The sequence below is a fragment of the Richelia intracellularis HH01 genome (genome assembly GCF_000350105.1).
Classification (GTDB): Bacteria; Cyanobacteriota; Cyanobacteriia; order Cyanobacteriales; family Nostocaceae; genus Richelia; species Richelia intracellularis.
The window spans coordinates 1-26,505 of record NZ_CAIY01000005.1 but is presented as its reverse complement, the minus strand read 5'-3'; the positions used below and the strand labels follow the sequence as shown (position 1 = coordinate 26,505).

Annotated in this window: 14 protein-coding genes; 7 read left to right on the top strand and 7 right to left on the bottom strand. The window is 32.6% G+C overall.

Annotated elements, in window-relative coordinates; all coding sequences use genetic code 11:
• Positions 1–470: 470 nt before the first annotated feature.
• Positions 471–1,466 (bottom strand): methionyl-tRNA formyltransferase, encoded by a 996-nt coding sequence (gene fmt, locus RINTHH_RS00250; RefSeq protein WP_008231417.1) that lies wholly within the window; start codon positions 1,464–1,466, stop codon positions 471–473.
• A 1,617-nt stretch (positions 1,467–3,083) separates the two neighbouring features.
• On the opposite strand from fmt, the gene RINTHH_RS00245 reads away from it, so the two are divergent.
• Positions 3,084–4,388: a hypothetical protein gene (locus tag RINTHH_RS00245; RefSeq protein ID WP_044304260.1), complete on the top strand. Its 1,305-nt coding sequence runs from the start codon at positions 3,084–3,086 to the stop codon at positions 4,386–4,388.
• Between the two features lie 150 nt (positions 4,389–4,538).
• Here the strand turns inward: RINTHH_RS00245 and ilvB are convergent, their stop codons facing one another.
• The 3 genes from ilvB to RINTHH_RS00230 form a co-directional block, all read right to left on the bottom strand.
• Positions 4,539–6,335: a biosynthetic-type acetolactate synthase large subunit gene (ilvB, locus tag RINTHH_RS00240; RefSeq protein WP_408005739.1), complete on the bottom strand. Its 1,797-nt coding sequence runs from the start codon at positions 6,333–6,335 to the stop codon at positions 4,539–4,541.
• A gap of 171 nt (positions 6,336–6,506) precedes the next feature.
• Positions 6,507–7,766, bottom strand: coding sequence for an MFS transporter (locus RINTHH_RS00235; RefSeq protein ID WP_008231414.1), 1,260 nt, complete (start codon positions 7,764–7,766; stop codon positions 6,507–6,509).
• Positions 7,767–7,914: 148 nt separating this feature from the next.
• Entirely contained in the window at positions 7,915–8,523 is a 609-nt protein-coding gene (locus RINTHH_RS00230) for a hypothetical protein (RefSeq protein WP_008231413.1), read from the bottom strand.
• Positions 8,524–8,894: 371 nt separating this feature from the next.
• Here RINTHH_RS00230 and RINTHH_RS00225 point away from each other — a divergent pair, with 371 nt between their 5' ends.
• Positions 8,895–10,010: a ferrochelatase gene (locus RINTHH_RS00225; protein ID WP_008231412.1), complete on the top strand. Its 1,116-nt coding sequence runs from the start codon at positions 8,895–8,897 to the stop codon at positions 10,008–10,010.
• A 1,368-nt stretch (positions 10,011–11,378) separates the two neighbouring features.
• Complete coding sequence (locus RINTHH_RS00220) at positions 11,379–11,909, top strand: response regulator (RefSeq protein ID WP_008231410.1); 531 nt, start codon at positions 11,379–11,381, stop codon at positions 11,907–11,909.
• Between the two features lie 209 nt (positions 11,910–12,118).
• Here the strand turns inward: RINTHH_RS00220 and RINTHH_RS10935 are convergent, their stop codons facing one another.
• Positions 12,119–12,289 carry a hypothetical protein gene (locus RINTHH_RS10935; RefSeq protein WP_196794862.1) on the bottom strand — a complete coding sequence of 57 codons (171 nt, stop codon included), beginning with the start codon at positions 12,287–12,289 and terminating at the stop codon, positions 12,119–12,121.
• Between the two features lie 178 nt (positions 12,290–12,467).
• On the opposite strand from RINTHH_RS10935, the gene RINTHH_RS00215 reads away from it, so the two are divergent.
• Positions 12,468–13,016, top strand: a complete 549-nt coding sequence (locus RINTHH_RS00215) for a DUF2854 domain-containing protein (protein WP_008231408.1) — start codon at positions 12,468–12,470, stop codon at positions 13,014–13,016.
• Positions 13,017–13,117: 101 nt separating this feature from the next.
• Here the strand turns inward: RINTHH_RS00215 and RINTHH_RS00210 are convergent, their stop codons facing one another.
• Positions 13,118–13,378, bottom strand: coding sequence for a chlororespiratory reduction protein 7 (locus RINTHH_RS00210; protein WP_044304259.1), 261 nt, complete (start codon positions 13,376–13,378; stop codon positions 13,118–13,120).
• Between the two features lie 1,717 nt (positions 13,379–15,095).
• Complete coding sequence (gene polA, locus RINTHH_RS00205; protein WP_008231405.1) at positions 15,096–18,029, bottom strand: DNA polymerase I; 2,934 nt, start codon at positions 18,027–18,029, stop codon at positions 15,096–15,098.
• A gap of 1,935 nt (positions 18,030–19,964) precedes the next feature.
• On the opposite strand from polA, the gene RINTHH_RS00200 reads away from it, so the two are divergent.
• The 3 genes from RINTHH_RS00200 to RINTHH_RS00190 all read left to right on the top strand — a co-directional run bounded on the left by RINTHH_RS00200 (position 19,965) and on the right by RINTHH_RS00190 (position 23,681).
• Positions 19,965–20,411 (top strand): DUF4870 domain-containing protein, encoded by a 447-nt coding sequence (locus tag RINTHH_RS00200; protein WP_231291133.1) that lies wholly within the window; start codon positions 19,965–19,967, stop codon positions 20,409–20,411.
• A gap of 931 nt (positions 20,412–21,342) precedes the next feature.
• Positions 21,343–21,804, top strand: coding sequence for a hypothetical protein (locus tag RINTHH_RS00195; protein WP_008231399.1), 462 nt, complete (start codon positions 21,343–21,345; stop codon positions 21,802–21,804).
• Positions 21,805–23,201: 1,397 nt separating this feature from the next.
• Positions 23,202–23,681: a CRR6 family NdhI maturation factor gene (locus RINTHH_RS00190; protein WP_008231398.1), complete on the top strand. Its 480-nt coding sequence runs from the start codon at positions 23,202–23,204 to the stop codon at positions 23,679–23,681.
• The last annotated feature ends 2,824 nt before the right edge of the window (positions 23,682–26,505 follow it).

Sequence of the window (26,505 nt, the reverse complement as noted above, 5' to 3'; positions counted from 1 at the left end):
GTAAAAATATGTAGTAAATTATAAAACAATATACTTTTTAAGTGAAGTGATGGTAGTGCTATATCATCAGCAAAAGATATTAAAAGAAAACTTATAATGTCTTTACCCATTAACAGATTCAAGAATTAGTGTATTTTGAATATAAGGTTTCATTTCAATCAGTCAATTGTTAAATAACAATTAGATATACAAAATAGTATAGCTATAGCTGATAATGATGGGCCGTTGACTAAGCTTTATATATTGATAAAAACTATATTAGCTTTTACCTTTACACTTACCATCCCCTACTTTATTGGTACTATACTTCCACAAGAATTTATCACTAGAATATAAAACACTTGAGGCGGTGGTTACTGCATTAGTTACTCTGAACAAGTGACAAATAATAGAGGAATTTACCCTTGTTTATCAAAGAAAGAAAAAATAGTAGTCTTATGTTTACTATGTTGTACTAGTGCATGTGCATTTTACCCTAAAATTTCTCCTACTTGTAGCCGCATACCATTTACAAAATCCCATCCTGATAGAGGACGTTTTCCAGCTACTTGTAATTGTTGAAGCAATAGTAAGCCCTCACCAGTCTGAACAATTGCACCAACACCCTTGACAATTTTGACTATTTCTCCTGTAGTACCAGACAAGATTGATAAATCTGGAATTTTGCGTTCAAGCCCTTGTAACCTTGGTGGTAAAAGGTTCCAATAGCTGGAGCCAATTGGAACTGTAGACATTACTTTCAAGCTTTGATGACGAAAACCAGTAACACAGCTAGGATAGAACCCACGAATTCTATTATGAATAGTAATAGCAGTTTGTGACCAATCTAATTGGTAATCTTCTTTCTTAATTAAAGATGCATAGGTTGCAGCTGTATCATCTTGGGTTATGGCTTTAATTTTCCCTTGTTCTAACCTTACTAATGTTTCTATCAACAAGTCTGCACCAAGGCTTGCTAGCCTTTCAGCCACATCATGGGCATTATCCAATAAACCAATAGTTGTTTTTTCCATTAATAGTATTGCCCCTGTATCCATGCCTGCATCCATTAACATGGTAGTAATGCCTGTTTCCTGTTTGCCATCACAAATACTCCATTGAATTGGTGCTGCTCCACGATACTGAGGTAAAATTGAGCCATGAATATTAATACATCCTAATATGGGTATATCTAAAATCTGCGAAGATAGAATTTGCCCATAGGCTACTACAACAAATACATCTGCACTACTGGCTTGTAGTTGAATTAAGATATCTGTATCTTTTTTTAGTCTTTGGGGTTGTAATACAGGCAAATTATGACTCATGGCAAAGCTTTTTACAGGTGGAGAAATTAATTGTTTTCCTCTTCCCTTGGGTTTGTCTGGTTGAGTTATAACTGCTACTACCTCAAATTTTGGATGACTCAGTAATTTATCTAAAGTAGGAACAGCAAACTTAGGAGTACCGAAAAATACAACTTTCATAGACTGGATGGATTTACAGAATAAACCACGAATATTACAGCCACTATTATTGTGGTGGAGAAATCACTTCAAATTGAGGATTTGGATATATCAATATATCTATCTCTACTAGTATTAAAACTAATTCAGTTTTGTCAAAAATTCACGAGTAGTTACTTGTATTATTAGAGTTTGTTAAAACCATTTTTCATATGTATATTACAACATCCTGTAGTATAATTAATGATGAGGTAATAATGTTAACAATAAAAATTTTTGAATTGTTTATTTTAGTTTTCATTACAATTAAGTTTAATAAAAACATAAAAATTAAGTATATGTCAAATATTATTGATTATCTCCGATATTTTACATCTAGTTTTCAAGCTCCAAGTAATTATGAGCAGGTTGGGAGTAAACTGAAATTTTAGCCTAAATTCCAGGTCTCATTTATTCCTTATGAAATCATCTCTATTTATTTTGGACTTGTTTAGTCAAGTAAATTACTCTCAACGCAGTTGAAGATAGTCCATATATACCTCTTTTTTACATGTTTTTAGGTCAAAAAAACATGTAAAAAATTCACATCATAATCAGTTATCTGGCTTTTTTTTTGGAGACTTCCACCCGAATCTCTGTTTCCTGGCTATCTTATCACTCTACTTAGATAGAAACCCTAACTTATCGGGAGAAACAAGCTGCAAATAAAAAATGTACAAGATCTTTCATTAGTGGGTCTAATTAAATATACTTCTCTATTTTTTCCTTAAAAGTAATAATATTGGTAGTATACTAAATGTCAGCTCTACTCAACACCTCAAAAGCACATAACTATTTCTTTTGTATAAGAAAGTGAAAAATGCAACTCATCAAGTTATAATGCGATGTTAATAGTAGGTTAACAGTTAATGTTAGTCAAGACTGTTGTTGAAATTCAGTTGTTTTAATTACTATTATTTTCGTATTGCCATAGTGATTCTTATTTAGATCTTCATGGGGTATGAGATAAATTATATAACTACTCACACAAAACCAATAGAATGCTTGCGACTCTTATTCTGGTAGGTCAAAATTCAGGGGCTAACTGTTATGGTCGGTAAAGTAAGTGGGATTCAGGTTGTTCCAAGTATAAGTATTTATCATGGTTAACTAAATTCCAGTAATTGAGTAGCTACATTATTAACATGGTGATTCCTTCTGACATTATTTATAGCGTTAGTATTTGTTTGAAGGAAGTAAACAAGTCAACTAATGTACCATAATCTGGTAACTAAACAGTTAAATTCAAATCTTGCTCTTGTTTCTACTAATTTTATATTTGTTGGAAGTACTCCAATTAGTCTGTAGTACTCTTAGTTAAATCGAAATATAAAACTCATACACAAGTTAATATGTCTAATACTAATCAACTATAGAGTAGTAGTCTCCTTAGGATTCGATGAAACAAGATGATTAGGGGTTTTCATTATAACTATTGGCCAATGATAGGTATCTTAAGAATCACGTCATTTTTATAAAAGAGCACTATATTTGTCAATCAGTAGTTATAGTTACCTATTATACATATTATTCATTGCCTGCTTTTGCTTTCTCATAGACGCACCTCCTTACACTCACGGCTTTCTAGAGGGTCAAACAATGTCTAAATCCCCTTTATTTTCAGGATGGTTCAGGGTGCAATCATTCTTTGATTACTCTGTGATCATGCTACTTTTAGCACCCTTGTTATTAGTTTCAGGCTTCACTCATATGGGACAGTCAAAAGCGAAAAAAAATGCTTTAGCAGAGGGATTATCTAACTCAGTAGTTGTGTCAACTGCTGGGGAATTAAAATTTGACTTCATTGTTGAGGCAAAAGTTACAAGGGGATTGAACTACTCACTATCTTCATCAGCAGCTTTGAGAAAAATTCAACTGCAAAGATTAGAACTGGCTGAGAACATGGCAATAGCTGCATTACGTCAAACACCATCAATACAAGCATATGCCGTTGATTTTTTAGCAAGCCAATCAAGGCCCTTGAGCAGGAATCATACAGGACATTCTTTTACTTCAGACTTATTACCTATATTTACAGCACCATCTAGTCAATATGCAAAAGTACAAGATAAATTAGTACAAAAATGGTTGAGAGATTATAATAAAAAAGCTATTAATTTATCAATAGCATCAGCTGAAGGTAAACCCTTACCCAAAGCTCAAAAGATGAAAGTGGTAAAGGAATTAAATGAGACTCAATTAGAAAACCAAGAAGATCCTATTGCTAGCCCTCATCCTATTCCTTGGAAATGGATTCTCTCTACCCAAGAGGCTATTTCCTCAAAGGGTAATTCAGGTATGTTTTATTATAGAAGTACGCCGGTCATTTCACCTGATGTTCGCTATGCAGTGTATAGCCGCATACAGTTACTAGTAGAGCCAAAAATGAATAATACTCGTGTCACCAGCGTGTTATTCATTGAAGATAGACAGAAAAAAACATTAAAAGTACTCAAATCTACTTCCAAGATTAAGGAACCCTTGCTAAAAGTTAACACAACCACAGCCGACTATATACCTAAAGGCACAATTGAGATATTTGTACCTGTTAGTTGGTCAAAAGATGGTTGTCGTTTTTTGACCAGACAATTTCAAGGGCTTATGAATACATCTGATGCCACTGATAGTGCTGTAATTTGGGACAAAGAAAACAATAGTATTAATACTATTGCTCCAAGCCAAAAGGAAGATGAACACCATAAGATGGCAGTATTATTAGGTTGGAGCAAAGCTCAACCCACAAAAGTAATGTTTCGTGCAGGAGAATTAGGTCAAGAGGAATGGCCTTTAGTTACCGTTTCTGATAATGGCAAAACAGTAGCTGCAATAAATGCAGACAGACCTGTGGTTTTTGGCGATCATAATCAAGATATTTGGAGAGTCTCACAAGTAGCCTCTAGATAGAAAAGTTGCTAATAGATTTCTTTCTTTTATCCCTTAAAACCCATGGTTATCACCATGGGTTTTAAGTTCTTACTATAACTTAGCACCGCACTCCGGATCAGAACTATTGCGATGAGAGTTTTTTGCATCACAGTTACTATAATGTAAAAGTCATGTATTTGCCTTATGTTCTTTCTTGGCTAAACCCAACATTTGAGAATTACTTTTACCAGGAGCTACCATAGGATAGCAATTCTCATCCCTTGTGACATAAACATTCAAAATTACAGGGCAATCAGAAGTCAGCATTTGCGTAATTGCGTCAGATAATTCTTCCCGCAATTTAACTACTATGCCTTTAATACCGTAAGCTCTGGTCAACAGTTCAATATCTGGCATTCCTAATTCCATATTAGAACAAGAATAACGTTTACCATAAAATGCTTGTTGCCATTGACGCACCATCCCCTGCCAACCATTATTAATAATGACAGTTTTTACATTAATACTATACTGTGCCAAAGTCCCCAATTCTTGCAGACACATTTGGAAACTAGCATCCCCACTAATACAAATAACTTCATCCTCAGGACGTGCTACCTTCACACCCATGGCAGCGGGTAAGCCAAAGCCCATAGTACCCAAGCCTGCACTAGAAATCCAGCGCCGGGGACCATTTTTTAAGAACTGAGCTGCCCACATTTGATGCTGACCCACATCTGTAGTGTAGTAGGCGTGAGGAGCTTGAAGTCCAACTTCTGCAATTACCTCTTGGGGGGAAATTGTATCATGCTTTTGTGGTATAATTAGGGGGTAATCTTTTTTCCAGGAGTGAATTGAAGCTAACCACTCTTGAGTCTGATTAGGATTAGCAAGGAATTCTGTTTCTTGGCAGCAGTTTAACATATCTGTTAGAACATTTTTAACATCACCCACAATAGGCACATCTGGAACGCGGTTTTTACCTACTTCTGCCGGATCAATGTCAATATGGATAACTTTAGCAAAGGAAGCAAATTCATCTAACTTCCCTGTAACACGATCATCAAACCTTGCACCTACACAAATTAGTAGATCACAATCGCTAACAGCAAAATTTGCATATGCCGTACCATGCATACCCAACATACCTAGGGATAGGGGATGAAGTTCTTCAAAAGCACCAAGACCCATCAAAGTTGTAGTGACAGGAATATTAAACAGCTCTGCCAGCGCTTTGATTTCTTCATGAGCATTAGCCGTAATCACACCACCTCCAACATATAATAGTGGTCGATGGCTCTCTTTGATTAAATGTAAGGCTGCACTTATTTGTTTGGGATTTCCTTTGACTATAAAGTGATACCCTGGTAATTTCACCAAACCAGGTTCCACAGGTATGTAGTCAAATTCCTCCAAAGCAACATCCTTAGGTATATCAATTAATACTGGACCTGGGCGGCCTGTGCTAGCAATATGGAAAGCTTCAGCTACAATATTTGCTATATCTTGTGAATTCCGTACAACATAGGAATGCTTAACAATAGGAAGCGTTATACCATAAATATCTGTTTCTTGAAATGCATCCGTACCAATTGCAGCCCTTGGAACCTGTCCAGTAACGACAACAATGGGGATAGAATCCATATAAGCTGTAGCAATACCTGTAACTAGATTAGTGGCCCCTGGGCCAGAGGTACCAAAACACACTCCTACTTTACCTGTGGCGCGGGCATAACCATCTGCTGCATGGGAAGCGCCTTGTTCATGTCTTACCAAAATGTGTTTGATACTTCCAGTTGCCTCAAATGAATATAATTCATCATAAACAGGTAAAATCGCACCGCCAGGATAACCGAATATACATTCCACCCCATGCCGTTTAAGGCTATCCATTAGGGCAAAACCACCGGATACACGTTTTGGTGTCATAATTGACGATGAAGACACTAGGGTTTGGCTTTGATGCTCAGCAGATGAAGCACCGATAGAATAACCTGTTTCTCTTGGAGAGACACTTCGTGAATGCACAGTCCGAACCTCACGTCTTAAGTTTAAGATGATCAGGATTTCATTTTAATAGAAAAGCTTAAATTAGTTCTTAATAATTAATTTGCTAATATCCTTGAGTGGTGTATTCAATGAATTACCCTACCAAGGCTATAACATATTTTTCAAGACTCGCCTGGTATTTTGCCAAGCCCAGAATCCTACACCTGCTACGATTAGGCTCATACTGATCAAAACGCTACGTAAATCGAAAGCATCAGTTAAAGGACCAGTAATTGCTAGAGGAGCAGATAAAGCAATATTAACGGCATGATTTTGAAAGCCGAAAACTTTCCCATGCATGGAATAGGGGGTACATTGTTGTATTAAAGTTTGCATGGGCACATAAATAAAAGCAGCCCCAATCCCTAAAAAGATACATAAACCCAAAGCTAATATCAGATTATGGGTAAAGGTAAATAATCCTAAAACTAAAGCCATAAACAAAAAGCCAACTAGTGGTAAAGGTTTGTGATGTAAACTGTTGCCAAATTGCCCTAAGATTCCTGCCCCTGTTACCATACCTATACCTGCTGCTGCAAGAAAAAAGCTAAATTCTTCTTGTTTTAAACCAAATTCTGCTGCTAACCTTATAGTTAGTGAAATTAAAGCTGCGAACACACAATAAAGGGTGATTATTTGCAACATGGCATTCAAGATTAATATATTTTGTTTCAAGTAGCTTAATCCTTCCTTAAAATCTACCCAAGGGTGAATTAATGCCTGGCTGTCCAGAAGCTTTTTAGGTTCTTTAAATCTAATAGGTAGCATTGTAAATGCTGATGTTAGGTAAAAGAAAGCAACTACTAATTCCCGACCGAAATCTGTTGCTATCCAGTTCCTTGCCCAGTTTAAAATAGGTACACCTATAGCAAACCCTACAATCATCGCTGTCATCATAGTGCTGCTAAATAAAGCATTAGCTGCCATCAGACCTTCTTTACGGACAATTAACGGCAAAGCTGCATGTTCTGCGGGAGCAAAAAATTGGGTAATTGTGGAAATAGCAAAGACAAGAAGAAGTAGAACAATGAATTCTTGTGGTAAAAACGGTAAAAATAATATTAATAAACCCCTAATAAAATCAGAACCTACCATGATCATTTTTTTGGGGAAACGATCAACAAATACACCTCCTGCAGAACCAAAAAGTATAGCTGGTATAGTAAATGCCATTAATAGAATGTCGTTTGGTTTTGCTGCTAAACCCGCTGGAGGGGAGTAATTCTCTAACAAAGCAACCATTAAGACAAAGAAGATTTTATCCCCTAGTTGGGATATGAGTTGCCCAATCCACAACAGCAGGAAGTTGCGGTTTTTAAGCAATATGGAAAACCCATTATTCACAGCAGCAGGTTCAATAGAAAACATCTAAACATTAAGATAGAGGTCAGGGGTAATGAATAAAGTAAATCTAAGTGTTATTAGTTTATAGGTTTTGCGATACATAATTTGTCGATTTATAACGGAAATAATCGCAGTCCTGTTTTCTTACTCCCAAATTTTTTAGTCAATTTTCCTAACTATTTTTTGTGTATTCTTGCAGGAGTAAGTATAAAAACTCAATTAGACCCAAGCTTTTATTGTAGTTAGACTCATTCATGGGTGAATCCACCCACCAGCCTTTAACAACTTGTGGTGATCGCCACATTTCTAAATGTTCCACAAATGGGTCTGCATAGAAGTTATTGTTACCAATACCAAGCATTCTTGAACTCCAATGAGTAAAATAATCATGGCTAATACGATGAATGGGAAAATTGACACATGATGTAATCAAAGGAACTCCCCATCCATCCATGGCAATAAAGGCTTTAATTTTACCTCCCGAAATTTGCCAATTAAATGCCGCAATAATTGCTCCTAAAACCCCTGCACTAAAGCTAATAAAGATTAATGGAGTAGTGTGTTGATTTCTCAAAGAAAATGAAAAATCGGCATTTAGCCGTTCGTATAAAAACTTGAAGATATGTACGCCCGATAAATTTAACATTCCTCGGTTAGGAAAAACCAGCAATTCTACTGAATTATGGCAACCAAGCTCCTCCATAATGGGCTTGATGCATTGAGACACAAAATTATCAGTCAATTGTGGAGAATGAATTCCAGGACAAATAATAATACTCATTTTATTTTAGATTACTCTTGTGAAAAGCCCCTGCTGCAAACCTATGAATTTTTGATTAGTGATGTTTTCTTCTACTAATTTTTTGGTCAATATCTTCCTATTAGATTAGGTAATTATAAATATTATTTTACCTATGCAAAATTATTTATGCTGTTAATTTTTTCCTAGCTGCATTCCATCATGCAATATTGATGGAATGAAGTTTTGAGCTCTTACTAAATACAATGTAGAAATCATTAGAAGATATAAATCTTCTTATTTCGTTTATCTTTTTTCATGTTGTATCTACTGGAGAGAGATAATAATGTAGTAAAGGAAAACACAAAGCTCTTGTTTATCTCTCCAAACTAGATTGTATTGAGGAATTAACCGTGGTTGCTATTTCAAAAACAGTAGAAAAAGGCTCAGAGCATTTGTCTAATCAGGATAATGTAGCTGTATTACTTATGGGATACGGAGAAGTAGAAAGCTATAATGATTTTGCTAGTTACAATGAACAGGCTTTGAATCTGCTAACGGCAAAATTTGCCCCTGTGCCTGCTTGGGTTTATCCCCCACTAGCAAAATTGTTGGCACTATTTGATCGACATGAATGGGGACATACCCATCATGATTTTATTTCCCCTCATAATGCTATTTTTGAACGGCAACGGGCAGGGATAGAGGAAAACCTACAAGCCAAATGGGGTAATAAAGTTAAAGTCTTTAAGGCTTTTAACTTCTGTGCACCCTTTCTTCCCTCGCAGGTATTAGCAGAAATCAAAGCACAAGGTTTTGAAAAATTGTTGATTTATCCATTATTGGTAGTGGATTCCATTTTCACTAGTGGTATTGCCATTGAGCAAGTCAATCAGGCTCTGGTCAATATAAATGATGGTGAATGCCATTGGGTTAAAAGTCTGCGCTATATTCCTTCTTTCTTCAATGAACCAGATTATATCAATTTAATAGCGCAGTTAGTAGAGGAGAAAATTAACTCTAGCCTAGTCAATAACTATATACCCTCAGAAATTGGCATCATCCTTATGAATCATGGTTGTCCCCATAAAGCTAAAGGATTTACCTCTGGGATAACGGAAAGTCAGGTACTGTACGACTCAGTAAGGGAGAAATTAATCAATCGTTACCCTTTAATTTCTATAGGTTGGCTCAATCATGACACCCCTTTAATTGAATGGACTCAACCTAATGTAACCCAAGCAGCTAGAAATTTAATCCAGTTGGGTGCAAAAGTGATTATTTTTATGCCCATTGGTTTTGCTACAGAAAATCATGAAACCCTCTTGGATGTGGACCATATTATTCACTACTTGGAAAAACAATACACTGAAGTCAATTATATTCAGATGTCTTGTGTGAATGACAACTCAAAATTTTTAGCTATGGCTACAAGATGGACTGAAAATCATATTGAAGCATTGTTTTCAACAAAGGGGATTACAGTCAATGCAAGCAATAACAACCACTACCATAAACATGATCACTAAAAAAAAGTCCTGAAGACAAGTACACTCTTGATTTTTCGGAGCAATATTTAGTACTTCTAGGCTTTATACACTTTCTAGCTATGCAAAGACTACTAATGAAAAATCTTTAAGACATTGGGTTGATGTTTTAAATACTAATGTCAATCAGTGAAATCTAAAGATATTTTTCCAAAAAGCCAGAGTTTTATCTTTGTGAACAAGCAAGTAGTTAACTTTGAATGAAGTCAAAATTGATGGGATTTAATTTATGGGGGGGGGGGAAACATACTACCAGTATATTTGTCTCCTTCTTTTTTATGACAGAATTGACAGTTGGCAATTCTCACTTTTGTGATAAATGCTAGGCAGTGAATTAAAGATAAGTTTCATAGTTATTGAAACTTATGTGTTTAAGCAACTATATGGGAAATCATGAATTATACAATGTAAATTATATTAATATATATCAAAGTATTGAAAATCATTGGTATATATTAATGGGAAAAGATATAGTTGAATATGGGAGTAATTATTTATAAATTTAGACAGTAGCTCTTCACTTATATTGATTTTTCAGGTGGATGTATCTGTAAATAGGCATAAATCTATGCAGTCTACTATATGTAAGATTATTAGTAAAAGCTATATATCGGAAGGCTAGCAGACCTATAGAGAAACTAATAAACATTTAGGATACCTCTAATTGAGGGTACCTAACACATATAATAAAATAACATATTTACAAGTAATTCCTTTGAAATTTGATTAGTGACTTTATCGAAATTCTATAATAAGCAACAAGTGTTTGGTATTATTAAACAGCATACTTGTGAAATAGAGCACAAAAATAATTTCTGCCATCCATACAGCATTTTTTTGCATTTAAATCTCATTGATAAATTTTATAAAATTTATCAATGAGATTTTTATTTATCATAGATAATGCTTTATCTCATGGCTAGATTTACATATTAAAAGTCAATTTATAATTGACTTTAGGTATGGGTTATAATCATTAATTACTGTGAAGTATTTTTAGACCTAAAACCCAGTCTAAATTCCAATAGATACACAACTAATATTTTTTTATTTCTTTTGCAAAGATTATTCATTAGCTTCTTTATCCTATAAGTATTATAGAGCTGGAAAGATTATTATTTTAATTTATGTACTATTTACTTTACAAAGTTCATCACTGAAAATCTAAAAATAACGTGTTGATAAAACTAGGGAAAACTTGCTTATAATTCATATTAATTAAGCTAATAACTATATCTGTAAATTATTTTTCTTTATGGGTAATAACTATTGAAAAAAATATACATATGAGCAGATTTAAGCTTTTCCGTAATTTTACTGAAATACATAAATAAAAATATATTTTTTATTGTGATTAATCACTATTTATTCACCCATAAGATAGAGCCGCTGAAAGTACTTTTTCCAATAAACTATATAAATATTGTTAATCTTACTTTTATGTCTTTACCTACTAATTTAATGTTATGTCGTCCAATTTCTACAATACGAGTACTTATAGTTGACGACCACGAACTCACTCGTTTGACTCTCAAACTGGCTTTTTCTCATCGAACTGATATACAGTTAGTTGGTTTGGGAGCTAATGGTAAGGAAGCTATACAAATGGTTCAAGAATTACATCCAGATGTGATTATCCTTGACTTGCAAATGCCTGTTATGGATGGTTGGGACGCTTCCTGCCAAATTAAAGCTATTGCACCTCAAACACAGATTATTGCCTATTCCTCCCTAGAAAGCAAAAAAACTCCAGAGACAAAACTTATAGGGCAGTGGGACGCTTATTGTCAAAAAGATGTGCCTACTGGGGATTTAATTAATCTGGTTAAGAAGCTAGGAATTAATTTAACGCACTATATAAGTTGTTGCAAAATATATTAATAACAATGTACAAATAAACAATGTACAAATAACTAAAAATCACTCTGAGAGGCTGTCAAAGAGAGAATAACTTCTAAATCATAAAAAAAGCATTGGGTGCAATATATATCGAATCAATAGATAAATTGCCAGCAGAACCTATTCCTAGGTTTACTGCCGGCTATGATTTGTAATTACTACTTATTGTGTATCAAGTATTAGTTATTTTCCTATTGGTAAAAGGTACGTTGAAATTCATCTAGCAATTCATCCATTTCTTCTAAAGCTTGATTTACATCTATTCTCAAGTTGCCCAAATTCGCTTGTTCTAGTAAACTCAACAAATATTCTCTCTTGCTTGCAACTGTTTCGATCCTTTGTTTAATAGTTTTGATGTCCATGGCTTATTATCCATACTTAAGTATCATTATTTCTAAACTTAACTCAAAAAATGGTGCTGAAGTTTGGGATATGCAAAATTATTGGCGGTATTTTCAATGACGAATTAGTCTTTCCCAATTAGTTATCAATCACTAACGATAGGAAAACTGTATTACAAAAATATATACCATTTAAATTATGTTTCGCCGATTTTCTTTAGGTACAATAGGTTTAATTGTAGGCACCACCTTAACTATCATTGGCTTTATTGCCTATGGCCAAGGGAATGCGACCCTAAACTTAGTAGGTTTTCTTTACGGTATTCCCATGTTGTTGGGTGGACTGGCACTGAAAACCAACGAACTCAAACCTATTCCATTCAGTCAACCTACTACTCCGGCAATATCTAAGTTGCGTCAGCAACAAGCAACTACCACTCAAGTTAAAATCCTTCAAGATATCACCCGTTATTGTTACGGTCAAAATGCTCATTTGGAGAGTACCTTAAATTACCTGGGTTTAAGTGTTACAGACCAGGGAAAAACAAAAATTAATAGTTTGCGAGAAATAAATCATAATGGTTCTTATGCTCTTATCTTAGAATTTGACTCTCCTTTTATTCCAATTGAAACCTGGTTGCAAAAACAGGAGAAAATGACGAAATTTTTTGGCCCAGGTATAGAAGTAGAAGTAACACAACCAAGTAAAGAGCGAATAGATTTAATTTTAATGACCTTACCAGAATAGATAATTCATGAAGGGGAGCATGACAGGGAGGAATTTAAAGTAACACGTGGCTTTTCATGCTTACTCCCTACCTTCACTTTACTTTAAATATCTCATGAAAGTTACTTTTCTAGACGTACAGCATACCATTGTAAATATTCACCTTCCCCAATATCCAACTCACAACTTGTATCAATTAAATTCTGGGATCGGGTAAGTACACAATCAAACTTTTGTAAGTCTACTGGTAAATCTTGAAGAGATATTTTTTCTAAAACAGTCTGAAGTTTTTGCCGTAGCTCATATTTCGTGAGAAACTGCTCTGGTTGATTAGTTTCCAGAACCACAAAATACTCTTGTTGGTAACTTAATGAGTCTGACATAGCACATAATTATCATTAACAAAAAATAAACCCTGACATTAAGACTAATTCTACCGCTATTAACCATTAATATTAAAATACTAATTTACAATCTTACGGTAAATCAAGCACTTTTGATTAAGATTACCCACCTGAATTTTATTGCTGGCAAACTATCCTACGATTATCACCTCAAAGGTACTTTAGATTCTCTATCAAATATTTAATAGGAGATTCTGGAAAGTTCTGCTATATGTTTCATTAAGCTATAATTGATCATTAGAAACCCGAAATAAACAATATGTTCAATTATGAACGAAACTTCTTATATTTTGCTAAAATGAGAGAAATGAGAAAGTTTATATAGAAGAGCTGATTTTATTATAGGGAGTATAAACACTTACAATTATTGTAGAAACAGTAGGCAATAGAAACAAATTACTATCAATATTTTGGGGTCGTTATAATAGATTTTAGTTTTAAGCAAGGTGAACTTGGAAAAAGTTCACAATAAAAATTTCTAAGTATCTTAGGATATCATAGTAAAAAATGCCTGCTAATATTACAACAAATAGAGGTTGGGGATTTCCTAAAGTCTAAAAATGTAACGATAATATTTTTGCTATAGTAGGGTTAAAGGTTATGAATTTACTCAAAAGTAAAAGGGTTAAGAATAGAGAGTTAACTTAGCCAAAGTCATATTACTTTATAGACATGTTTCTATTATGGTGAAACCCTATAATGTATGAAGTATAGTTTATCCTAACCCTCATTTAGCTAAAGTCTTTAAATAAGATTAATTAGCTAATAAACATCAATTATGGAATTTTGATTTGATAATTTTACAAAATAATTTCCATAAATAAATTGGGTATAAAACCCCAGATAAGACTACGGACAATTTCCCAACAACTTCAATATGAGAAATTGTAATTATTAATGGGAATATATCAATTTTCTTGTTGCAGTCATCTGCTTTAGCTTTGTAGAATCAGACCACCGATTTTTTGCATTGTATATATTAGGGATACGCTTAACTTATATCGTTCATAAATATGCTGTTAACTTATTCACGGTCTTTACTAGCGAGGCTTTTCTACAATACACTCAATCCCACAAATATCCTTTGAGATTATTAACTGGCAAGAAGTTTCTTAGATGGTGGCTTTAGGAGGTATTTGTTTCTAACTTAAGGGGATACTCTAATTTTGATGATTAAAAGCTTGAATTATCTTCACTTTGTTAAAAGAGTAGTAGAGTTTTTCATATGGAAACAAATAATCTTATTTCCAAATTAACTTTTCCCAGTAGTCTTAAATTACTGCATCATGAGGACCAATACACCGGTCTCAAGGACACAAAAAGTTAGTGAGCACGAATCTGGCTTTACAAGATTGTGCAGACATGGAAATATTAGCAAGTCTTCTTTATTTTAAAAAGGCATCTGGATCTGCATTACTATGAGCATTCTCTTATTTGCTGTGAAGTAGATGACTATAAACTCTAATCGTAATCAGTATGATCATAACGGATAAAACACTCCTGATTTGGTAACATTCTATATTCTTAGATGGATATTTGTTAGTAATTATGCTCAAAAAAATTGAGGTGACAAATACCAATCTTAGCTCTGACTCCAAATCAGCATGTCTTATTCTGATTGCATAGAAAGTTTCTTATCATAACTTTTTACCTTCTACACGTGTGCAATATTGATTCCCATTATTTTTAATTGTAATTACTTGGCTTTCATCCAATTTTCACCTTGGTGTACATCTACTACTAAGGGAACATCCAAGTTTATAGCATTTTCCATCACCAATTTAATTCTGATTTTTAACTCTTCCCACTCATTGGGGGGTAATTCCAGCACCAATTCATCATGAACTTGTAATAATAATCTTGCCTTATAATCCTGAAGGACATTATGCATTTTAATCATAGCAACTTTAATAATATCAGCACTCGAGCCCTGTATAGGTGCGTTGGCTGCAGAACGCAATAATCCAGAATCATAAGCATCTATTTTTTTGATGTCATCGAAGTCAATATCATCTATACGGCTTCCTTTAAATTTTTGCAACCGACTGCTCGCAAATGAAAAGTAGCGTCTTCGTCCCATGATAGTCTCTACAAATCCCTGCGTGATAGCTTGCTTTTTTACTTGTTCTAGATACTTAAACACTCTGGGATATCGGGTATAAAACTTACGAATAAACTCACCGGCTAGTTTTCTATCTATACCTATGGAGCGCGAAAATTTCAAGGAGCCCATACCATATATCACACCAAAGTTTATAGTCTTAGCAATTCGACGATCCTCTACTGTCACTTTGTCTTTTTCAAACATCAATTGCGCCGTCACAGTATGAATATCTTGGTTATTACGGTAAGCTTCCAGTAGTACAGGTTCTTGACTGAGATGGGCCAGTATTCTCAATTCAATTTGTGAGTAGTCAGCAGCTACTATTAACCAGCCGGACTCAGGTAAAAACGCTTTTCGAACTTGACGACTAAATATGGTACGAATGGGAATATTTTGCAAATTGGGATTTGAAGAGGACAATCGACCTGTAGATGTGATGGTTTGATTAAAATTGGTATGTATTCTCTGGGTATCTGAGCGTACTAAGTTAGGCAATGCATCAACATAAGTAGACTTTAGTTTTGCCAGGGCACGGTACTCAATAATGGCATTAATAATCCCAGTTTTATCATCATCACGCATTTTTTCCAAGGTTGCTGCATCTGTAGAATATCCAGTTTTGTTTTTCCGCGAGTATTTCGTACTTAAACCCAACTTTTCAAATAAAATTAGGTTCAATTGTTTAGGAGAGCCCAGATTAAAATCTTCCTCAGCAATTTCATGTACTCGTTTTTCTAACTTTCCTAAGTCTATGACTAACTGTTGAGACAGTTCTTGTAAATATTTATTGTCTATGCTAATTCCTTGGTATTCTGCTTCTGCTAATACTGGTTCAAGAGGTTGTTCAATTTTTAAGAGTAGTTTATGCAAAGTTGGGATTTTGACTAATTCTTCCCGTAATTTGCCTACTAATTGAAATGTGCTATGAACTTGCAAACAACAATAATTTGCAACGCTAATAATGCTTAGATCACCAATAGTTTTATTTTTAGGTACCAAGTCACTGTAGCTTTGCATAGTTAAACCTAAATACCGTAGAGATAAATCGCTTAAATTATGACTGCTATCAGGATTTAGGACATAACTTGCTAACATGGGGTCAAATACTACTCCATTCAACTTAATACCTTGTGCACGAAAGACTAAACGATCAAATTTTACATTTTGGAATGTTTTCGGATAATATGAACTCTCAAGGATATGACGTAGTGCTTTTAATACCTTATAAAGTGGCAAATTATCACCTGTTTCATGTCCTATTGGAATATATGCAGTATCATATATTCCTGTTCCCCAACAACAGCCAATCCCAATCAATTTTGAATCTCGCGGTTCCAAATCGCTAGTTTCCGTATCCCAAGCTACTGGTGCATCATGGCTATTAAATAGCAGTAATTTTTCTACCAAATCATTTAACTTGGTTTCCGTATCAATTATCTGTGGTTGGATAGGAGCATATGTTTGTTCCGAGTTGGCAACAGTATCCTCATTCGGAAAAAACCGCAAGTCATCGTTTTTATTATCTGGAGAAGATTGGGAAGTTTCTATAACTGCTCCACCAAGTTTGTGTTGAATATAATTAACTTGTTCTTGAAAAGACTTAAATTCCAATTTTTCTAAAATTGGTATAAGAAGAGTTGAATCAAAACCTTGGAGTTTGCAACTATCCAAATCAACTTTAATGGGAACATCTAAAACAATGGTTGCTAAGTAACGAGACTTATTTGCATTTTCCTTACCACTAACTAATTTAGTTTTAACAGCACCTTTAATTTCATCCAATGACTTATATATATTTTCCAGGGAGCCATAAGTATTAAGTAGCCTAACTGCAGTTTTCTCACCAATACCTTTGACACCAGGAATATTATCAGACTTATCTCCACACAAAGCCTTATAATCAACTACTTGGGAAGGTAAAACCCCTAATTTAGCTTTTACTTGTTCGGTGAAAAACTCACTAATCCCAGTTCCATGAGTGGAACGCTTGAAACCTTCAGGGCTAAAATACAAAATGCTGATATTCGTATCTACATCCACAAGTTGAAATAAATCTCTGTCTCCAGTAAGAATTTTGACTTGATAACCAGCAGCTGCTGCTTGTTGTGCCAGTGTGCCCAATATATCATCTGCCTCATAGCCAGGTGCAGTGAGTGTTTGTATATTTAACCCAGCTAGTAATTCTCTTAAGTTTTCCAAATCTTGAATAAAATCCTCCGGTGTCTCTTTCCTATCTGCTTTGTAATTAACTTCAGCCTCATGACGAAAAGTAGGTAAACCCATATCAAAGGCTACAGTTATTGCTTGGGGTTGCTGGCTGGAAATTACATCAAACAGACATTTGAGGAAACCAAAACAGACACTTGTGGGAATTCCTGAGGTAGTTCGCAATCCACCATTTTTTCCCTTAGAAAAACCGTAGTAAGAGCGAAATGCTAAAGAATGTCCATCTACAAGAATAAAAAGAGGATGGGTTATAGTGGAAGAATAGAGATTCAATGAATTTATACGTTTTGTTTGGGACATAGCCTTATTTTATCTAGATATTGCTTCATCCCTTAGAATTATTATCAACAAAATAGCTAAAAAAGGCTAAATAATTATATGCCATATTTACCTATAAAATGTTGAGAGTTATACTGTGCAGCTAGTTAATTTCAACCTGGATAACTGTTTTAAAAAGGCTCAAACCAAATTCTTGGAATAATATCAAACTCTGGAAAAGTAGTTGTTAATTTATGTCCAACTTATCTGTAGGTTATTGTCTCGTGATGTTGATTATATTGACATGCTAATTAAATACCCATATTGATCGAAGTCTGCAAAAGATCAATAACTTCATTCCACACTAGTAAAATTTTAATATCACTAATTTAATAGAGAATAAGAAAAAATGGGAATTATTCAGTAATTATAAACCAACTCAGTTATAGCAGTTAACAAAAATCAATAAAAACTAAAATCCTAAGAGCTTTTCTAATTTTTCTAGCCAACTCAAGAGCTAGACTTAACAATCAATTATTAAGGAATTAAGCATTCAAAAATATGTGTTTTACACAAAATTACGAAGTGACTAGCCATAGTTATGATTTTAGGTAAGGCAACCACACTAAAAATGGAGATATATCTGCTTCAAAAGCATAATCTATAAAATACAAAGATTGTAAAAATACAAGTAAATTTCAACTTTCTTTATGAAAATTGCACTAAAACTTAAATCCCTCTACTAAGAGGTGAACTTACATGTTATAAGATGAATTGGCAAGTATAATAAGGAGTTATATTCAAACTTATCAATATAATAACGGGCGTATAATACCCAATACTTTACTATAAATGTTCAAGTATCTATGAAATGACTATCAAAATTAAATGGATCTATATACCAGTTAATAACCTACTAATATTAGGCCTAATAATATTTTTATAGTTAATGCTGTTTACCAGCAAGCTGAAAACCCAATAAGTAGGGGGACACAATAACACGAAATAGTGATGTACTACCTAGGATATATAGATTATTTTGCATTCGGGTATTAAATGTAGACATACTCGATTTAAAATTAAAATAGCGAACATAAAAGTTGATTAAGTTATACGTTCATAGTCAAATTCACTTTTGTCAACATTATAAGCAAAATAGATTGATAAATAAAGATAGATTATGAATCTGCAATGATTAATTTTAACTTCCAAACTAAATTAATATACCTGGGTTAAAGTACAAAAATAATAGAATTAGAAAAACCAAAACTGTGGAGATTGTTAATGGAAATTTTCTCGCAGAATAACTTACAATTATGGAACTTCCATCACCACATTAATATTACTAATTAAATGACCCAAAAACCATAATGGGAAAAAGATACGATAAAAAACTGTTTTCTCTTTTCCATTGGAATGTTTACACCAAGCCATAAGGGCTAAATTGAAAATTGGGAAATTATTACGGTTAGTATGAAACACTAATTATAAATACCCTTTTACTTTAGATGAAATATTCCTCTGAATTCTAATCTTAGAATAATTATATAATATAAAAATACAATTTTAGTAGTTACTTACACGTTGACAACTCCTCTGGAAACTCGTCAAGATTACCCTTGCTAAAAATCAAAAATAAATTTGTAATATAGAATTATATACTCTTCCAAAGAAACTAATATATTCACAGACTAATCCTGTCTAATTGGACTTAAAACTTTACTGGGAGAGTCTCTTATAGAAATAAATATTATTATAATTATTTTTAATATAGAAATATTATAATACCTTTGAGGATAAAAATAGAGCTAATTTCAGAAGATTGGAGTCAAACATTCAAATAAAAATCCATATCAGGAAAGTCCATAATTTTAAGATTTTATTTGGTTTGTAGTAAACAATAAAGAGAGAAAATTGTTCGTGTACACTTATATCCTTACAAATAAAAAGGCTATGAGAAAAAAAAGCTCAAGACAAATGCATATCTGGGCTATACTGTGTCATCTCCTGGCTCTTCTATGGATACCTCTAGCTGGGTTGATATTTCTTGGTATTCCATTGTATTTGCCATTTTTTAATATTCTTGGTCCTTTAATTATTTGGCTATGGAAAAGATCCAATTCTCCTTGGGTTGACTTACAAGGTAGGGAGTCTTTGAATTTCCAATTATCTCTGGTAATTTATAGCCTGATTATAATATTTATATCTTTATTGTTAGTTATCCTAACCTGTGTAATTAATCTAATTATTAGTCACTCTGATCATCATGTAGATGTAGATAATGTATTTGGTATGCTTTCTTCAATCTTATTCGGATTGATTTTTATGATTGCTATTTTACAAGCTATTTTGGTTCCCTTCGCTGCTTTAAAAGCGTATAAAGGAAAATATTACCGCTATCCACTTACTATTAGATTCCTGTAGTATAGAAAATAATTAAATGGCAAATTAGTTAAAATAAATTTAATTCAAGAGTGATTTTTAATTTAGGATTGATCATATCTTTAAATTAAGATAAGTTTGAGCACTTTTATGATGAATAAAGTGTTTCAAAAAGCCTTATAATTATGTATGTTAGCTCATATAAATTAACCAAAGAACTATATTTCAGTTAAGGAAAATACTAAGATAGTATTCATTTAAGATCGTTGAATAACAGCTAAACTTTTGCATATTAAGTTTCTATTAGTATTCAATTAAATTAGTTTAAGAGCAGAATATTTAGGCTAACTAGCAATGTTTATTATTATTAGAATTATATAGATTTAAATGGTGATAATTTTGTTAATCAGCTACAAAAGTATAAATTTTATAATACTCATTTAAGCTTATAGGATTTAAAGTAATGTCAAGCAATTATTTTTAATTCTGCTATTTGTAAATTAAACTGACAACTTTACCAGCATTAGTAACAGCAAATCTAATAAATATGAAAGGAAAAGAATTACTTATTAATTTTCCAATTCATAATCCTAATCTATAAGAATTGCCCATTTAATTTGTACTTCTAAGACTATAAGTTATGATGAATTTCTAATATAATTACACTTTTATCATACAAGTATAATCTTGTATCAAATTAATATTTTACTCTTAAATAAAAAAACCTAACTCTTCTGATATTTGTTATTCATGCCAGAATCAATACTTATTTTTGACTTTTCAGTATATTTACTTATTTACATATTGTCAACTTACTACACATAATATCAGCTTGGTTCGAGTCATTTTTCAAGTTAGTTCTGAGTATACGTGAAATCATATATCTAATCTGTTTATGAGTATAAATTTTAGATTACCTAAATTTAACCCTATTAGCTAATTTCACTCAATAATATTTACAAAGGAACAGAAAATGGAAAGTAATAAGAATATCTATGATATCCATTCCAACAACCAGCCCAAAAATAATTTAAATGGGATAAAACCAGAACATATGAAGGACTCCCTAGTTTTTCAGGGAAATATGCCTGCAAGTGATGCGGGTGAAATCGGCAAAGCTAATCTACAAAGGGTATTAGTAGAGTTACGTGTCCCTAGAAATATAGGCATATTGGGGGCAACTCAGGTAATTGCTAGGATGTATGTATATGGCTTTCAATTGGATACCAGCTACGAACCAATTGCCATTCCAAAAAAATTAGGACAAGCACAAAATCTGGAGGTCGGACAACAACAAATCGTAGTTGTACGTGGGATTATAGAAGAAAGTAAAATACCCCAACTAGAAGCAAGACCTGATGTGATGAAAGTCTATAAAGATGCTACTATTAAACCTTTTGAAGCTATGTCTTTGGAGAAAAGAAATAACCTCTAGAAATAGAAAAGAATAATTTTTTTATTATTACTTGCAATTATGTATCAAAAAATTTAAAGAGAGATATATATAAAAGGTATAGCCAATTTGAGGAGAAATCAATGTTAGTTTGCTAGTCGCAAAGGCAAAGGGATTATCATCGGAATTAAAAATGGTAGAACAACTGCATGGTTTCTTTTAATAGTTTTCTTTGAGATCAAACCCCTGATATTTACCTAATATAATTATTAGATATATAGATAGTTAAAGAACTTAAGGCAGTGCCTGAAAAAATATGGTGGTATTTATGCTGCGGATATGTGTAGGAATGGCTATGGGGGGCGAGTTATAAACTGGTACTATATTCTAATAACGTCTAAATGTTTTACTGATGGATTCAAGTATGCTGAATTGATTAGATGCTTAACATCAATATTTGATATAGTTACCAACAGGTTTATTAAAAAAAAATTCAAACATTTATCATAGTGTTATTTGCTTCTGAAACCTGTGGTGAAGTTTTTACTTAAAATAAATGCCAAAATTAATATAAGTTTAGATAAAAATACTTGAGTTTATAATAAATATCCATTCACAATAATAAGTGATGCAGATGAAGATAAATATTTTTTTGATTAGACTTAGTCAGGTTGCAGTATCTTGAGCTTATGATAAATTCAGATATTGTCTTATTAATAACCTTAGGGTTGATCATTAATAATAATAATAATACATTAGTTACTGCTGATATGGGTACTAATTTTATCACATTATTGAAACAAGTTAAGATCTCTTTTCCTGATTCATAGACTAAAAATGCTCTCAAGAGTACCATCAATAATTTTAATAAAAGCCTCCTAAAATTTAGGTAAATAGTGTATTTAGTCTGAAACCTAAATTTGTATAATATAATCCCAATCACCAGAATGGCAAACTCAGAGAAAACTAGTTGAGAACTGCTCATCTGCCACTAGATAATAGCCTATATAATTTATACTTAGTACAGACAGTACTGTATATCATAAATCTTTAGTTATTAAAATATATATATGGAATTATTAGTCAAGCCTAAATGAGTTTATTTTTCCATCACTAATTTCTAGACCTCATGAAAGAAGGAAGGCTTTAACCTATATGATTTTGGGAGCGAGAGAATTTCTTCTTAGGAAATGTTGAGTTGCAAGTTTTAGACAAGTTTGAAAAGTCGAGAAAGATATTCCTTAGCCCAAGCCTATATTCTCTAGCCTGCAAAATCATATAGGCTTTGATTATCAACAGCTATAACGACACTAATATTAGCTGCTATTATATTTTTCATCATACCATATTTTACTATTAAACTAAAAATAGAATCTTTTCTCTATTTTCAAGTTAGGATGTGAATTATTAAAACCAAAGTATTATTATATTCCGAATCAATGACAGCTACGATCACCTTAAATAATGAATGTATTAATAGTTTAGATTTATCCCCAGCAACAAAAGTAATTGAAAATATACTTGCAAAAGGGGAAATTGCATCGTATGAACAAAAACTAAAATTTATTTTCGACTATGAAAAGGAGTTAGGTGATCCTAGAGAATTATCACAAATACCTGAAGTGCGATTATGGTTTATCCGTCTTGATTCTCTATATCCTTGGTTACCATTTTTACTGGACTGGAAGATGGGAGAATTTATTCGTTACACTGCTATGCTTGTCCCTCACCAGTTTAGCTCACAAGAAGGCATTGAGTATAATGCGGAGGCACTAGAGATATTTTTAATGAATAAGTCATTTGTACTTACCAATTGGTTGGGTCAACAGGAAATACCTTTCCGTCCCCGAATCCATTCTATGGCAAAACTTTTGGGATATGAATTGGATGATGTCTTCTTCGACATCTTCGATAATTGATAGTTAGTGGTAAAAACATAACTGCAGCTATAATTACAGGTAAAATACAGTATGTGTTTATATGTGTACAATACTTAATTAATTTCCCGTTTACCCCCAAGCTGTAAAGTTAATGTTAAACAAAATTGAAGTATTATGTGAGCATATTTGAGTTGTTGTTATCATTGATTAGTTCTTACTAACACATTGGTGAATTTTCAGATTCTGCCCATGGTAGTCAATTTTACTAAGTAATAAGGATAATTTATCTAATATGATTACTCCTAGAATATTACTTTAAAAAAGTATCTTTGATATGTCTAATTTCCCTGTTTAACTTCATAATTTTTCACTCTAGGAATATCATATTATTGTGATTCTAATAGGGATCATCAATAAATCCTCCAGAAATGATTTTGGGGGTGCTGGATTTATCTGTGAATTTAGTTCTTAATCAAATGAACACTTTTATCAGCTATTGATATAGGATTATCTGCCTTGTTTACTTTTAGCTTTTTGCAAAGCCCTATTTCTAGGTTATTATATAATTTCTGTACTAGCACTGCAAACTGGATATGACTTCATATTAATATTTTCCCGGAGACTTTTGACAAAGATAGGTTTTGTCCTTATATACCTAGTGTGTAGTGAAAAATGTGAATAATTTTAGTCATACAATTGTATAATATCTATTATTAGGGGTTTCAGAAGAAACTAATTCTAGTAACAATTAGTAAAATTAGATTTCCAGTTTTATAGATTGTTGAACTATTTTCTATTCAGAAACATATCATACAAGGTATTATAAAACCCATCCAGGTCACTTAAAGCGTTGGATATATGGGGTGAGCGTTATTCATGAAAGATGGCTTTTTAATTTTTAATAATATATGATTACCACCATGAAATTGTCAGGGGTAGTATAAGTATATCTATGCCTGATTTATGTATGCATAAGGTGCCAAGATTATTATATTTTACTACCAATACTTGAGAACGAGCCTGTTGACCATGTAATTGCTCAATTTCCTTCGCAATTACCCTTGTTTGCCGTTTTGTCCTTAATTTTTTGTGCAGGTTGTAATGATTATTCTTGATATTATTTTTTTATCCCCTACAGGTTATGACTTAGCTAAGCCTATCCCAAGTTTTTGGGAATATCCCGAATTTAGTAATTTTTCTAGATTTTGTAACCTGTCTAATTCCTTTAAATCCTTGTTATTAGTAGATTGTCTTATCAGAGAGTCTAGAAATACTTGAATCTACTTTGTTATTTCAGATTCTCTGACAAAAACAAATACCCATGTGTGATATTACCAAAACTATGAAACAGAATGTTTAATACGTATAACTAAGGATGGGGAACTTACAATAATAAACTTTGTTCTAGACAAATTTTTAGTTATGGATTGAACTAATACTGTTTAATTTGACATAAATACTGGAGAAATAGTTACTGTATAGTCCCTGATTTTCTAGTTAAAAGTTACACCCCAATAATTTGATAAGTGGGGATATACATAATTTCCCACTAAGCATCCGGATTGTTACCCGAACGCGATGGTGATTATTTGATCAACTATTGCTTGATCTGGAAAATAAGATTAGTGGTGATCATATTTAATCGTAGAGTAGCAATAAGAAGACAAGTAGGATTAGTTATTTCCGACTCATTACCTGGTATATGAGATGACACTTCCGAAGTATATATTAGAGTAGAGTGTAAATTGTCAGCAGCTTGACTTCTAAACCTCAAGTCATCATAAACTCATATAAAGACTTACTGATCATAAACCAAGATCCAAGTAGAGATTGAAGCGAAGATATAAATTATCATTCCAAATAGAATTTCTTGTATAGGGAGTGTTATTTATACTCATGTTAGCTTAACAAGCAAAAATTAATTTCCATTATCAGAACTTCCAATTGGGTAAATACCACTAATTAAAATAAAATTTTCCGTAGCAATTAAACTTAATCTATTCAAGTGGACAATTATGAAAGAGCAAAATGGACAGTAGATTTTATTATCCAAAGTCTTCCCTTACAGGATAAAATTACTTTTAGACTTAAACTTACATAGATAATTTTCTCTCTATTCTTTTTAGTTTTATGATTAATTGGTAACCATAAGTATCAATTACTTCTGAAATATATATTGTCTAATATGGGTAGTAAGATTCAAATCATACCGTGAATTAATTAAGTATAGGTTAATTTAACCTTACTACCTTATGGCAACTCTATATATAAAAAACTAAGTAGGTAGTTACTAAAAACACAAAATTAATTTATTTAATTTAGAATCTGCTAATCTCTTTCAGAGATCTAATAGAAGTATTCCAATAGACTATTATGTAATGAAAGTGCATAATAGCAAGGTAGTTAAGATGATTAACTTCAAAATTATCGGTTATAATGGGCAGTCGTTTTCAACAGAAAATTAGCATAATCAATCACTAATATATTAATGACTAGAAATTATTACTTCAGATTTTTATCTGAGTCTCTATTTTAGTTAAAAATGTATACTGTATACAAAAAAATATATTAGTTGTTTTCTACTTTTTTAGAAATACCAACTATATTAACCCTTATTTAGGTTGTTTTTACAAACTTTAATTACTGCACTGAATATAACAATTAAATATACTCATAATCAGATTTAACCATAGGTTACTATATTTGCAGATAGAGAGCGAGGATATATTTTTTATATGACTTTAAAATATTTAAATTTAGTAGATTTAAACTAATTTAACTTATTATGTTTAGGGAATTTTACCAATAAAAATTTTATTAGTAATAGTATGAAAATCCTAGGAAAATAAAATGCTTATAGGAT

Coding starts and splice junctions, on each gene's coding strand:
- RINTHH_RS10935 (WP_196794862.1), bottom strand. CDS start 12,289: ATGGACATCAAAACTATTAAACAAAGGATCGAAACAGTTGCAAGCAAG.
- RINTHH_RS00195 (WP_008231399.1), top strand. CDS start 21,343: ATGGAAAGTAATAAGAATATCTATGATATCCATTCCAACAACCAGCCC.
- RINTHH_RS00215 (WP_008231408.1), top strand. CDS start 12,468: ATGTTTCGCCGATTTTCTTTAGGTACAATAGGTTTAATTGTAGGCACC.
- RINTHH_RS00200 (WP_231291133.1), top strand. CDS start 19,965: ATGCATATCTGGGCTATACTGTGTCATCTCCTGGCTCTTCTATGGATA.
- fmt (WP_008231417.1), bottom strand. CDS start 1,466: ATGAAAGTTGTATTTTTCGGTACTCCTAAGTTTGCTGTTCCTACTTTA.
- polA (WP_008231405.1), bottom strand. CDS start 18,029: ATGTCCCAAACAAAACGTATAAATTCATTGAATCTCTATTCTTCCACT.
- RINTHH_RS00245 (WP_044304260.1), top strand. CDS start 3,084: ATGTCTAAATCCCCTTTATTTTCAGGATGGTTCAGGGTGCAATCATTC.
- RINTHH_RS00210 (WP_044304259.1), bottom strand. CDS start 13,378: ATGTCAGACTCATTAAGTTACCAACAAGAGTATTTTGTGGTTCTGGAA.
- RINTHH_RS00230 (WP_008231413.1), bottom strand. CDS start 8,523: ATGAGTATTATTATTTGTCCTGGAATTCATTCTCCACAATTGACTGAT.
- RINTHH_RS00235 (WP_008231414.1), bottom strand. CDS start 7,766: ATGTTTTCTATTGAACCTGCTGCTGTGAATAATGGGTTTTCCATATTG.
- RINTHH_RS00190 (WP_008231398.1), top strand. CDS start 23,202: ATGACAGCTACGATCACCTTAAATAATGAATGTATTAATAGTTTAGAT.